The following is a 12,177-nucleotide window of genomic DNA, read 5'->3' on the forward strand; positions in this document are numbered from 1 at the left end:
CCCAGGAGGTCCGCACGGACCGCCCAGGCGCTGTTAGAGGCGGCGTGCCCGAGTGGCCAAAGGGAGCAGACTGTAAATCTGCCGGCTCAGCCTACCCAGGTTCGAACCCTGGCGCCGCCACACGAACGAGAGGGCCCGTGACCAGCGGAAACGCTGATCGCGGGCCCTTTCAGCATGCCCGATCATGACTAGCCGCAAATGGGCTCTATGTACCGGTGTGTCTCACCATGTTTCGCGTGCTGACCAGCTTGCGTGGGGCGGGCGTGGGGCAGCATGGGGCGCCTAACTCCCGCCTCTCAGCGTTGCTTCGATCCGCGCGTTCGCCGTCGCTGCGGCCCCATTCAGGCACTTGGCGTAGACGCGGAAGAGGACGGCCACACTGTGGCCGGCACGCTGTGCAACCACCTGTGGCTCCACCCCTGCACTGAGCCAGGTCGAGACAGCAGCGTGACGCAAGTCATACGGACGCTTCGCGAGCGGGGAAGCGCGCTGGAGCGGCGTGAGGGCACGCGAGCGGGCTTCCGCCCACACCTCTCCGTATCCCGTGTCCTGGATGAGACCGCCACGCTGAGTGCGGAAGAGACGGCCATCGGCGGCTGTTCCGTAGGCGGTGATATGCCAGCGGAGCAGGGCGACCAGGTCAGGCGGGATTGGGATCGTGCGGACGGCTTTGCGAGGGCGGTGCTTGAGCCCGCGCTGATCGTGCGCCTCTCCGCTGTCGGTCCATGCCGATCCGGACCGGGGGCGAGTCTCCCGCAGCAGCAGCGCGCCCCATCCGCAACGGGGCAGGTCGCAGTCCTGGATGCGCAACCCGATCACTTCAGCGGGGCGTGCCGCCGCGTAATACATGCACCCGAAGAACGCGACCAGCCGCCGGCCTCTGTCGCTCTGCGTCCGTACGGCATTTAGCAGGGCGAGAGCCTGGCGCGGGTCAGGCACGGTGGCAGGGTCCAACTCCTCTTCCACCTGCTCCGGAGCCTTCCACTGAACCTGAGGAAGAGGATTCTGCGACAGGTGGCCCGCGTCGACCGCGTAGCCCAGCGCGTTGTGGAAGATGGCTCGCTTCCGGCGAATGGTGGATGCTGCGGCGGTGGTGCCGTCCAGCTTCTTGGTCAGCGCGTCCAGAGCTGCACGTACGTGCATTCGGTCGCTCAGGGCCGACGTAGGCAGTGACTTTCGTTCGAACCAGGCCAGCACCTTGGTGACATCCGCAGGAGGCTCCTCGGTACGTCGGGTCATGTTGAATGCCCAGCTGTAGAGCGCGACGCGCACGGTCCCAGGATCGGCCATTCCCTTGGTGTCCGTGACCAGGGCAGGGGCAATCGTCGCCATGGCCTCGGCGAGAGTCCGCCGGGTGGAGCCGGGGGAGTGCGTCCACTTCATCTCGATGTAGTCGCGAGCGTGCTGGTACCAGCTCACCTCGTTGCGCTCCCGCAGCTCCTTGACCGGTAGACCGGTGACCTCGTCGAATGGTTCACCGCTGTGCACTGCCCTCAGCAATTCCGCGCGGCGCCCTTCGGCCAGGGTCTTTGTCCGGAAGGTCTGTGAGTGTGGTGTCTGGCCGGTCTTCCAGCGCAGTTCGGCCGAGGACTGGCCGCGATCCTTGCGCTGCCGGACGGACCAGATCCGTACGTCGTACGTGGGCATTGTGCTCCCGAAAGAGAGGGCCCGCCGGATCGGCGGGCCCTATGTGGTTGGCGAGGTAGGTCAGGCGGCAGCGCGCTGTCCGCAGCGCTCCCACCATGCGTCCAAGTCGGCACGGCTTACCCGGAGATGGCCGTTCGGTAGCTTCTGCAGGCGGGGGGCCTGCCCGCGGGCGCGCATGCGGTAGAAAGCAGCTCGGCTCATGTCGATCTCTTTGAGGACTTCGGGGAGTTTGAGCATTTTGGGGCGGGCCACGGTGCAACTCCTGGGGAAGCGACGGGTGCGGATCTGGAACAGGGCTGTGCCTGTCCGAGGTGCGGATTTCTGCGTCACTGCGTCATCAGCGTCATTCGGGGCTTTGACCTGGGGTTTTGTGTGACACAGCGGCCGGGCGGTGCGTCATCGGTGCGTCATGGGTTGCGTCATCGGGTGACGCAGATGACGCAGGATGACGCAGGCGTCGCTGTCTGCGTCATGCCTCTATCCGCAGGTCAGGAGCCGTTTTCTTGTCTGCATGACGCAGGTGACGCAGCGTCTTCTCTCTTAGGAAAAAGGAGGGGGGTGTTTCTTGTAGTTCGGTGCGCCTCACAGCGTGAAGAGGGAGCCGCTGCGCGGCGCGACTACCGGGCGGCGTTCCGCCGAACAGCAAGAAGAGCACGCCGGGCCGGGTGCTCTTCTTGCTGTTGCGGCTGAGCGCGGCTGCGGGTCAGAACGCTCCGGTCTGCTCGTGTGGGGGCGGGGTGCTCTGGCGGGTCATTTCGAGGTAGCGGCCCTCGCGGGTGCGGCCGGTGTCGATGAGGACACCGCGTGCGGCCAGGGTCGGCTGGAGGCGTTTGAGGCGGTCGGAGAGGACTTTGCCGGTGGTCGGCCAGCCCTTGGGCAGGGGGCGCAGTTCGTCGCCGCTGTAGAGGCGGCTGAGGTGGTGCAGCCACTCGGTGGAGGTCATGCGCTGCTCTGCGCCCGGGGCCATGCTGTCGGCGTGCATGAGGACGGTCTGCGCGAGGAGGTCCCCCTCGATGACGTCGTCATTGAGGTCGTCCAGGCTGGCCCGGTAGGCGTTGAGCGCCCCGAGGCCGGTTGCTGCGTCGAGCTGTGCGCACAGGTGGGCGAAGTCGGCCATCCGCAGATCTGTGGGGGTCTGCGCCTGGGCCGCGCGGACCTTGACCGTGAGGTCCAGGAGGGAGCCGAGAACGACGGGCAGAGCCTCCGCGTACTCCGCCCACAGTTCCGCTTCGGTGCGGCGGACACGGGGGCGCTCCAGGCGCAGGGGCAGGAGCCGTTCCGCGAAGTCGGGTCGGATGACTCCCACGTCGATACCGGTCAGGAGCAGAGGGCGTCGGTAGCGGGCCCGGAACACGTCCCCATCGGTGAACAGGGCCCTTTTGACGCTCTCCGCCCCCGTGACGATGCAGCACATGGCATCGGACAGGTCCGGGGGCATGTGGGAGAGGTTGTCCAGGGCGGTGATCCATCCGGCCGCGACGGCCGCGATCAGGTTCTCTTCATCTTTGGGGGCGCGGCGCAGGTCTCCGCTCATGCCTTCGATGATCCGCAGGAGCATCCGTCCTGCGGTGGACTTGCCCGCACCTTGGGGTCCGGTGAGGAAGGGTGCGGGGACGGGGACGGACGGGCCGAGGCAGCCGATGAGCCAGGCGATGGCCAGGCACTCGGTCTCCGCGGTGGCGAAGTTGCACAGCCTCAGCAGAAGGTCGATGCCCTTGCCTTCGGTGTCTTTCGCCGGCAGGGGCAGCTCCCCGGTGAGCTGGGTGCGGCGCCAGCACACCTCGCGCGGGTCGGGGACAGTGACGTCCCAGCCGGTGGGGTGGATACGGACGGACTGCCCGTCGCTGCGCCCCAGGTCCAGCCAGGTCGCCCCGTCGAATCCGGGGGCGACGCGGATGTGGACGGGCTGGGTGTCCTCGGTCAGTGCGAGAGCTTCGATCAAGTCCAGCGCCTCCTTGAGGGCGGTTCCGTTGAACACTCCGCGCCCGTCCTTGTACAGGCCGACCATGAGTTCCTGGCGGTGGCTGCCCGTGGTGCCCTGGGAGCGGATCGGGCGGGCCACGGGGTGGCCGTTCTTCTGCGCGTAGACGGTTCCCTCGGCGGTACGGAAGTACCGGAAGTGCTGTCGCGCGTAGTCGGTGATGACCTCGCGGGCCGGGTTCTTCTCGTCGTCGGACATGGTCACAGCCCCAACCGGGTGCGGGCGTTGGTCCACGCGTCCGTGCAGTGCCGGACGGATTCGCCCTTGGCCTGAGCAGCAGCGAACAGCCGCCCGACGTGCGTGTCGCGCAGACAGCCGCACCGGCCGTGCGCGGACAGCACGGCGAGGAAGGTCCGGTAGACGGTCGCGTGCACCGCGCTGGTGGCCTGGGTGATGCGCTGCTCGGCCATGGCGATGCCGCGGTCCAGATAGGCGGGCGTGCGGTGACAGCACTTCCCGCCCCCGACCGGCGCGGACACACTGACGACGCGCGGTACGGGGCTGAGCGCAGAGGGCTCCTTGACGACCAGGGCGCGCACAACGTCGGGCAGGTCGGTCATGGTGCCGGTGCCGGGGCCGAGCCACCGGGCGTAGGACATGGTGGACTTGATGTCGACGCCGGGCCGCACAGCATTCGCGGACTGCATCGCGCCCCGGTAGATCCAGTGCTCACCCCGCGTCGTCGGCACGGTCCGGGTGGCGGGCAGGTGGTGCCGGGCCCAGGTAATGGCGCCGGTGTTGTCCAGGTCTACGACGGTGAGCTCGGCACCGCCGGGGTGGTAGGCCACCGCTGCCGCTTCGCGCCATGCCCCCTTCCACTCAGGCGATCGTAGGGCGGTGGGGTTGGTGGTGGCAGCCGCCCATGCGTGGCAGGGGCGGGGGCAGTGGCAGGGTCCGGGGGTCTTCATGTTCGGACGGCCGCCGCAGGCGTTGTCCCGGCAGGCGGTGCAGTTCCCGAACGGCACCTTTCCCGCCCGCAACGGCAGGACGGGAACGGTGCGGGCGGCGAGGTCCAGGGCGGTGTGCAGGTGGCCGGGCACTCGCCGGATGAGGGTGGGTTGGGTCATGCTGGGTGTCTCCAGTTCTCTTGGGTGCTGGCAGACGAGGGCGGTCCCGGATCATTGGCGTGAGAGGGGGCCGCCCTCGGCGTAGCTAGTGCTTGCGGGTGAGCTTGAGAGTGAGTCCGCCGATTCCGATGGGTCCGGCGGCTCCGGCGATGATGGTGAAGGCGTGGGTGGCTGCGTCGAGCAGCGCGCACAGGGCGAGGACCAGCCCCCAGGCGCCGAGCGCGATAGCTCCGGCGACGGCGAACGGGATCAGGCAGCGTCGCCATGGGATGCCGGGGCGGTCGGTGTCGTGGATGACTACGACGATGGGCTGGCCGGTGGCCTGGGCGCGGTTCCAGACGTCGGCGGGTATGTGCCGGATGGTGCCCGGCGGTTCGCGGTCGTTCATGACGTGCTCCTTCCGGGTACAGGACGGCCCCACCGGACGGTGGCCCGGCGGGGCCTGTGGTGACACTGTGTGATTGTCGCGGAGAGTGCTACTGGGTAGTGGGTAGTGAGGTCTCCAGTAGAAAATGCCTGTTCGACGGCTCTGTGCGGGCTCCTAGGGTGTCTACTGGGTACTGGGGCGCACCCCAGTACCCAGTACTCGGTAGCTCTGCGTGTGAGGCGTTCAAGCGTGGTCGGGGTGGACGTAGACGGAGTGCGGTCCGTTGTCGCGGTAGATCAGTTCGCCGCGTTCGGCTGCCGCCTTGAGACCGGCGCGGACAGTCTTGCGGTCCTTCCCCACCATGTCGGCGACAGCGGAAGGCTTCATGCCATCGGGGCCTGCTGCCTCGATGGCGGTGAGTGCCTTGCCCAGCCAGTCCGGCCCGTCCGCCTGCTCATCCCTTAACGCGGACAAGTTCAGTCCCGGCGCCGCCGGCCTTTCCGGGTGGTTCGGGGGCTCGGGGGCGGTGCCGAATTGCTGGTCAATCTGTTCCATGAACGCGCGCACGGCCGCGTCCTCATCGGATACCGGGGCCGCCTGCTCGTTGCGGAGTGCGGACAGGTTCAGTCCGTTGCTCACGGCGGACTGTTCGGCCGGTCCGGTGTCGGCGGCCGGTGTGTTGGTCGGGTCGCGCATCCACGCGGTGCGTTCCGGGTCCCACCGGTTCGTGTACGCGTCACCCGCAGCCTTGGCCGAGATGGCGTCGAGGGTGGGGTGCATGTCGGTGGTGGCGTGGACGATGTCGCGGATCTGGTTGGGCAAGATCCGCCAGTTCTTGAACAGGGCTGCGGCGGATTCCGGGGTGCCCATGAACCCGGCGCCCTTGTAGGGGGCTTGGTCCACGCGGAGCCCGCGGGTTCCGGGGAAGACTCTGCTGAGGTCCATGCCTTCGACTTCGCCGCCGGTGAGGCAGACGCGGGCTTTGGCTTCGCGGCGGATCATCAGGTTGCCGAGCACCGACCCGGTGGCACCCAGCGCGGTGAGGACGGTGCGCACCCCCATGGCGCGCAGCATCCGGATCACTTCGAGGATCTTCTTCGCGAGGTCCTTCATGCGGCGGTCGGTGCTGGTCAGGATCTCCGCACCTTCATCGACGACCAGCATGATCTGGGGGATCTTCCCGCTGATGGGGAGCTGGTCGGTGTTCGCCTTGGCCATGAGGTCCTGGTAGGCGACCTTGCGGCGCAACCCGATGACCAGGGCCGCATCGAGCATCAGCGCGGCTTCCTCGTGGGTTGAGGCGAGCCAGTCGATGCCCGGCCGGACCCCGTCCACGGGTGCCCCGTGGGTGTCGAGTGCGGGGCGGACCCAGGGCAGGCCGGCCGATCCGGCGTTCAGGTCGATGACCCAGGTCAGGATGTCGGTGGTGCGGGCGAACCCGGCCAGGATCACGTGCACCATGTTCGTCTTCCCGGACCCGGTGGGGCCCACGACCAGCGCGCACTGCTCGCGCAGGAACACACAGATCTCTTCGGCATTGGTCCGGTAGCCCCAGGGGATGCCCGTGTAGATCGACAACGGGCTGTAGTCAGACGGGTAGGTGCGCTCCTCGGAGAGCACGTTGACCGTGGTCACATCGATCAGCACCCGCCCCTGATGCACACCCTGCGAGGCGACCGCGGTGCAGCCATGCGGGAGCCTCGCGTCGGCGGACAGGGCCGCGGAGTGCTGCGCGATCCGGTCGTAGGTGGTGCCACCGGCAGGGAGTTCGGCATCGATGGTGAACCCGGTACCGGTCGGCCAGATCTCCACCGCGACGACCCGCAGCGTGATCGTGCAGACCCGCTGCACCCGGTCCACCCACTCGGCGGCGATCGCCCGCCGTTCCGCGCTGAGTTCGCGGCTGACCTGGCGTTCATCGGCGGCGATGGCCTCCAGCTCCCTCGCCTCCTCGTAGAGGAGGGTGGAGCGGGCGGCGGCGCCGATCCCGACGCCGATGGTGGCGAGTGATCCAAGGGCGGCCCAGGTCAGGGGCCCGGTGGTCATGGCCCATGTCGTCCATCCGGCGCCTACCAGCCAGGAGGCGGAGCGCATGGCGATGGTGCGGGCGGCCAGGCGTTCGCGCAGGCTGCTGATCGTGTGGCCGATCGCCCCGGCGGCGCCGATGGTGAGGGCCCAGGCGGGGGGCATGCCGGTGGCTGCTCCGGTGGTGGCGAGGGCGAGGCATCCGGTGGTGGCGGACAGGGCGCCGGTCACGGGTCCGTGACCGGCAGCCCAGTCCCACACCGGCCCGGTGCTGGCCTGTGTGGTGGTGGTCATCTCAGACGTTCCAGCCCTTCTCGGCTTCGGTCCCGTTGCGGGGGTCTTCGTGGCGGGCGATGTCCTGTTCGTGGGAGAGGCGGAACAGCGGCCCCATGTCCTCCGCGACCGCGACCGCGGACATGACCGCGCCGAAGATGGAGCTGAAGCCTTCCGCGACGTCCTTCTCCAGCGGGAACTCCGAATCGGCCCGCTCGGCCAGGATGCGCATGACGTTCGCGACGCTCGTGAGTGCGTCGGGGAGCCGTTCGACCATGGCCAGGATCTCCATGGCCGACTCAGGCTCGTACTGCTGAGCTGCGGATTCCATCTCCGCGGCGTACTCCTCGAACCGGAAACCAGACATGCCCTCTCCCTCACTCGCAGTCGTGGTGGGTGCTGCCGGCGCCAGCCCCTCGGGGCGCTCGGCCGTGTCGCTGATCTGATCGGCGCTGGCAGCCGCCTCGGCGTCGGCGGCAACCTCGTCGTCCTCCAGGGCGGCGCGTATGGCGTCGTCCCGGTGGGTGCGCTGCTCCTGGGCGGTGCGGGTCATCCGGGCATAGAGGCGGCGACCGGGGTACATCAGCCAGGCCCAGCCGAGTTTCCGGCCCAACGGGGTGGAGACCATCCCGACCAGCCCCAACGCCCCGGCGAGCAGGGCGGCGAGTAGTCGGCGGCCCTGAAAGCGGGCAGCGGACCGCCACAGGGATTTGCGTGCCTTCTTCCGGACCGGCGCCTTACGGATGTCGTCGCGCTGGGCGGAGACCTTTGCGGCCGTCCGCTGGTCACGCGCCTGACGGCTGCGGTCGACCAACGAGCCTTTGGCGGCCCCGACCCGGCCCGCGGCCTTGGTCACAGACCGGCCGATCGGGCCTTTACGGTCCAACGATGCCGACCGGGCGGCCGTCTTGGCGTCACGGCGGGCATCCGCCAGGGCCCGCCGTGCCCCAGCCGTCTCAGACCGCCGATCAGCCCGGGACGGGGCCGCCTTGCGGGCCGACTCGCGCAGCGCCTTGACCTGCCCCGCACGCCCCCGGGACTTACCAGGAGCCGACCTCGGCCCGGGGGTGTTGGGTGTCTTGCGGGGTGTGTGCAGGCTGCGGTGCAGCGCTCCCGCCTTGGAGCCCGCCGTGGAAGAACCGGTCGTGCCGTGAGTGGTCTTCTTCCCGCCACGGCCTGGCGTCTTACTGGTGCCGGCGTTCCCGTTACGGGACTGCTTCGGCACCCCTCCCGCCGCACCACGACGGCCGGAAGCGCGGCCCACCGGAGCGGCAGCGCTCGCGTTGCGGGACACGCGGCCTGCATTCTTGCCCAACCCTGAGCCCTTGGTCGTCTTGGTCTTGGTCTGGTGGGGCTTGTTCTTGGTGCGGCGGGTGTGGGTCGCTGCGATCGTGCCGAGGACGACGGCACCCGTGGCGGCAACCGCCAACGCGGCGGGGCCTCCGACCAGTGCGGCAGCGGCCATCAGGGACGTGGTGGCGTTGGTGCCGGTGACCGCGAGCGGGACGACCGGCCACCCGCCCGGGGTGTGCTCTACCTCGGCGGTCGGCTTCTGTGGGGGCGGAGGAGGCGGGTCAGTGTCCGGAGCCGCCACGGGGGTTACTTCCGGAGCAAGGGTGGTGTCAGTCATGCTGAGTGCACTCCCTTGGGAGTAGGAGGGCTCGGCCGGATCTGTGGTGGAGAGGGCCGGGCCCTGCGTTTGTGTGTGGCACGTACGTGAAGCGGGTTGCCTGCGGTCAGGCCGCGGCGAGTGCGAGGGCGGCGAGGACCAGGGCGAGAATGTGCGCGGTCTGGTCGACGTGCGCGGCACCGCCGTTCGCGGCCCAGCCGGTTTGGCGGGCATGGTCCATCCACCAGGCCACCGGCCACCTGCGGTCGATGAACGCATGCGTGGCACCGATCCAGACCAGTGCTGCCAGCGCGGCCGGGACGGTCACCGGCAGGTCCAGCAGCACCACCCCTGCGAGGAGTCCCGCACCGCACGTGGCGATGTGGGTGGCGGCGTGCGTGAGGCCGGCCCGCCACCCTGCCGCACCGCGACCGGCCTTGTGTGCGGCCTGATGGTCGCTCTGGAGGGGATAGTCGGCCAGCAGATGACCCAGGTAGAGCAGGATGAACAGCGAAGCGAACACGAGGAGTGTCCTTCCGGTTCATGAGGGCGGGGAGTCGGCGCAGGGCACGCACAAGCCGAGCGAGCGCGGGATGCAGTACCCGGCATCCCGCCGGCAGGCCGGGCAGGTGCGGCGGGCAGCCATGGCCTTCGCCAGAGCCGCCGCACGGCCCGGGGTCATCGGGCGGACCGGTTTGGCCCGGTCGACGCGGTAGAGGTAGGCGACCAGCGGACCCCGACGTCGGCGCGGCCGCTGGAGTTCAGCGGCCACGTCCTGACCGCCGGGCCGCAGGCCGAGGGCGCGGAGTTGACGGCGGGTGGCCAGACCCTCGGGGGCGAGGCGCCACCGGTACTCGGGCAGGCCGCTCACTGGTTCGCGCCTTCCAGCGCCTTCGTTGCGGTGTGGTCTCGGTGTTCCTGGTAGCGGGCGGTCACCCAGCCGGTGGACCAGCCGCACAGCTCGGCGGCCTGCCGGATCGACAGCCCGGCATCGAACGCGGCCCGGACCGTGGCCCGCGCCAACGGCTCCTCCTGCCTCTCCACAGCAGGGCCGGCGGACAGCAGGGCCAGGCGTTCACGCTCCACCCGCTCCTGTTCACGCATCTGTTCACGGCGTTCACGGGCTTCCCGCTCCCGGGCCTCCAGCTCGCGGCGCTGCGCGGCTTCGCGTTCAAGGCGTTCACGCTCGGCCTGCTGCTGTTCACGCATCTGTTCACGGCGTTCACGGGCCTCCCGCTCAGCCCGCTCCCGGGCCTCCACCCGCTCGCGCTCCTCCAGCCGGGCGGCTTCCTCCCGGGCGGTCTGCTCACGGGCCAAGAGCGCTTCGTGTTCACGCTGTTCACGAGCCAGCTGCGCCGCGTGCTCACGCTCCTCACGCACCCGCCGCTCCTGCGCCTCACGGCGCTCCTCAGCGGCCCGCTCGCGCTCCGCCCGCTCAGCGCTGAGCTGTGCTTCGCGGGCAGTGTGGGCGGCGGTGATGGCCTGACGGTAGGCGAGACCCGTCTCAGCCGTGACGATCAGAAGCAGGGGCGCGACCGAGTGGACCGCCGCCCCGACCAGGTCTTTCTTCAGCGCGGAGTCCGCGACGTTCAGGGCCAGGGTCATGCCGCCGGTCATCCACCGCAGCGCGATGGGCCACCGGCCACCGTCCCCGCCCAACGCGGCCAGGACCGAGTCCAGACGGACCACGATGACGACCGCCGCATCCACCACCAGAGGCAGGATCGGAGCCGTCCACTCCCACCCCTTGGGGCTGTGGCGCTCCATCAACGGCGTCACCGTGAGAATGGAGAACAGCATCGCCCCACCGACGATCAGCCACGTCCCGACCGACAGGGCGCGTTCCGCTGAACGGATCTGAACACTGTTCACGACCGGCCCCCTCCCGTGAACGCACCTGAACGGAGGCCAGCAGCCGGACCGGGGAGGTGTCGTCGTCCGGCCTCTCCGGGTACTCCGTCCACTCCCACTGGGCCCCGTCCATGAACACGAACCCCAGGCCGGTGAGCGCCTGTGAACGCTCCGGCGGTGTCGGTACGGTCCCGGGGCCGAAGTCGTGCTCCGGCCACTGCGAGACCGGAACACCCATCAGGGCGACGTACAGGGTCCACCTGCCGTCACGGCTGGACATCTGCGCGGTGTACTCGCTCATGCGGTCACCGCCGCACGCTCGTGCAGCGGACGCCGGGAGGTGGCGTGGCGGGTGCGGCGGCCGCAGGGCCGGGGCTCCTTGAGCGGGAGGGCCCGCATCAGGCTCTCCGCGTAGGCCGCGGCCTCCGGGTCGCTCTCCCGCAAGTCCGCGAGAACCTCGCGGGCGACGTCCAGACGGGCCGCCCGGTCCATCACGGACTCGGTGGGCGAACCGGTGAACAGCTCCAGGTCGATGCCCAGAGCCAGCTCAATGAACTCGGTCGCGGTAACAGCCACGCGACCAGCAACGATGGTCTTCATGGGTCGTTTTCTCCTCGCGGTGAGACGGCCTGAAAGCGGCCCCGGTGTTCGAGCACCGGGGCCGCGCGCCGTTCAGGGATGGGCTGCCACGTCATGTGGTCGGCCCGGCCGCCAGAGCAGGCGGCGAGTGCCCCGGGCCGGATTCGATCCAGCGGCTTCACGCCGTGATCCGGGGCTGGTGGTCAGTGGCCGTAGTTCTCGGGAAGGCCGTGACGTCGCAGCCACTCGCCCTCGTAGTCGGTGCGGCCGACCGCTTCGAACGAGGCGCGGGCGTCGTTGACCTCGTCGTCCGTCATCTCGGGCGTGGTCTTGTGTGCCCACGTCTTGCCAGTGAGGTCGGGCCAGCGATCTGCAGATCCCATGAACGGTCCCTTCGGTGGTCGGGGTGGTACCGAGTGCCCCGGGCCGGACTCGATCCGGCAGCCTCACGCCGTGATCCGGGGCGGTGCATGCTCAGCGACCGGACCCGCCGGAGGAACGGCGGTTGGCCTCACTGACCTTCTTGGAAAGCTCGTCGCGGTCCTGCTCTGTCAGACTGCTGATCACAGGTGCCTCCTACACAGGTGCCTGCTCGCGGCACCCCGGTTGCCCCCGGGGTGCCGCTCCTCGTTCCGGACCATCCGGCTCCCCTCAGCCCCGCCCGTACGACCCAAGGGGGTCGGACGGGCGGGGGAGGCAACCGGCCGCAGCGCGGGAAGCGCCGCGGAGGTGTGCTTGAACGTGCGTGTCTCCTTCGGGGGCGACTCCCGTTTCACGG

12 protein-coding genes, 1 tRNA gene and 1 pseudogene are annotated in these 12,177 nt (G+C 69.5%); 1 reads left to right on the forward strand and 13 read right to left on the reverse strand.

Translation table 11 applies throughout. The features are described 5' to 3' along the window. Nucleotides 1-38: 38 nt before the first annotated feature. Nucleotides 39-120, forward strand: a tRNA-Tyr gene (locus tag Sfulv_RS17085). A 162-nt stretch (nucleotides 121-282) separates the two neighbouring features. Here the strand turns inward: Sfulv_RS17085 and Sfulv_RS17090 are convergent. The 13 genes and pseudogenes from Sfulv_RS17090 to Sfulv_RS17145 all read right to left on the reverse strand — a co-directional run bounded on the left by Sfulv_RS17090 (nucleotide 283) and on the right by Sfulv_RS17145 (nucleotide 11,782). Then, complete coding sequence (locus tag Sfulv_RS17090; RefSeq protein WP_173314928.1) at nucleotides 283-1,647, reverse strand: tyrosine-type recombinase/integrase; 1,365 nt, start codon at nucleotides 1,645-1,647, stop codon at nucleotides 283-285. Nucleotides 1,648-1,707: 60 nt separating this feature from the next. After that, complete coding sequence (locus tag Sfulv_RS17095) at nucleotides 1,708-1,899, reverse strand: helix-turn-helix transcriptional regulator (protein ID WP_173314930.1); 192 nt, start codon at nucleotides 1,897-1,899, stop codon at nucleotides 1,708-1,710. 451 nt (nucleotides 1,900-2,350) lie between these two features. Then, nucleotides 2,351-3,826, reverse strand: a complete 1,476-nt coding sequence (locus Sfulv_RS17100) for an AICE element replication initiation protein (RefSeq protein WP_173317939.1) — start codon at nucleotides 3,824-3,826, stop codon at nucleotides 2,351-2,353. 2 nt (nucleotides 3,827-3,828) lie between these two features. After that, the gene (locus Sfulv_RS17105) at nucleotides 3,829-4,695 is read right to left on the reverse strand and encodes a bifunctional DNA primase/polymerase (protein WP_173314933.1); all 867 of its coding nucleotides are present in this window, start codon (nucleotides 4,693-4,695) and stop codon (nucleotides 3,829-3,831) included. A gap of 85 nt (nucleotides 4,696-4,780) precedes the next feature. Beyond that, complete coding sequence (locus Sfulv_RS17110) at nucleotides 4,781-5,083, reverse strand: hypothetical protein (RefSeq protein WP_173314936.1); 303 nt, start codon at nucleotides 5,081-5,083, stop codon at nucleotides 4,781-4,783. A gap of 222 nt (nucleotides 5,084-5,305) precedes the next feature. Next, a complete protein-coding gene (locus Sfulv_RS17115; RefSeq protein WP_173314939.1) occupies nucleotides 5,306-7,381 on the reverse strand; it encodes a hypothetical protein in 2,076 nt (691 codons plus the stop codon). A gap of 1 nt (nucleotide 7,382) precedes the next feature. Continuing rightward, entirely contained in the window at nucleotides 7,383-8,990 is a 1,608-nt protein-coding gene (locus Sfulv_RS17120; RefSeq protein WP_173314942.1) for a hypothetical protein, read from the reverse strand. Between the two features lie 106 nt (nucleotides 8,991-9,096). Continuing rightward, the gene (locus tag Sfulv_RS17125) at nucleotides 9,097-9,492 is read right to left on the reverse strand and encodes a DUF3307 domain-containing protein (RefSeq protein WP_173314945.1); all 396 of its coding nucleotides are present in this window, start codon (nucleotides 9,490-9,492) and stop codon (nucleotides 9,097-9,099) included. 18 nt (nucleotides 9,493-9,510) lie between these two features. Beyond that, on the reverse strand, nucleotides 9,511-9,840 hold the full coding sequence (locus Sfulv_RS17130) for an RRQRL motif-containing zinc-binding protein (RefSeq protein ID WP_173314948.1): 330 nt from the start codon (nucleotides 9,838-9,840) through the stop codon (nucleotides 9,511-9,513). Continuing rightward, the gene (locus Sfulv_RS17135; RefSeq protein ID WP_173314951.1) at nucleotides 9,837-10,841 is read right to left on the reverse strand and encodes a DUF2637 domain-containing protein; all 1,005 of its coding nucleotides are present in this window, start codon (nucleotides 10,839-10,841) and stop codon (nucleotides 9,837-9,839) included. Before Sfulv_RS17135 ends, Sfulv_RS17130 begins: the two co-directional genes overlap by 4 nt. 64 nt (nucleotides 10,842-10,905) lie before the next feature. Further along, nucleotides 10,906-11,121: pseudogene (locus tag Sfulv_RS30535) on the reverse strand (DUF6303 family protein); the annotation flags it as partial. Next, a complete protein-coding gene (locus tag Sfulv_RS17140; protein ID WP_173314954.1) occupies nucleotides 11,118-11,420 on the reverse strand; it encodes a hypothetical protein in 303 nt (100 codons plus the stop codon). The pseudogene Sfulv_RS30535 and the gene Sfulv_RS17140, both read right to left, overlap by 4 nt. A gap of 182 nt (nucleotides 11,421-11,602) precedes the next feature. Next, a complete protein-coding gene (locus Sfulv_RS17145) occupies nucleotides 11,603-11,782 on the reverse strand; it encodes a hypothetical protein (protein WP_173314957.1) in 180 nt (59 codons plus the stop codon). Nucleotides 11,783-12,177: the final 395 nt, after the last annotated feature.

Origin of the sequence: Streptomyces fulvorobeus (assembly GCF_013167895.1) — a bacterium.
Taxonomy (GTDB): Bacteria; Actinomycetota; Actinomycetes; order Streptomycetales; family Streptomycetaceae; genus Streptomyces; species Streptomyces fulvorobeus.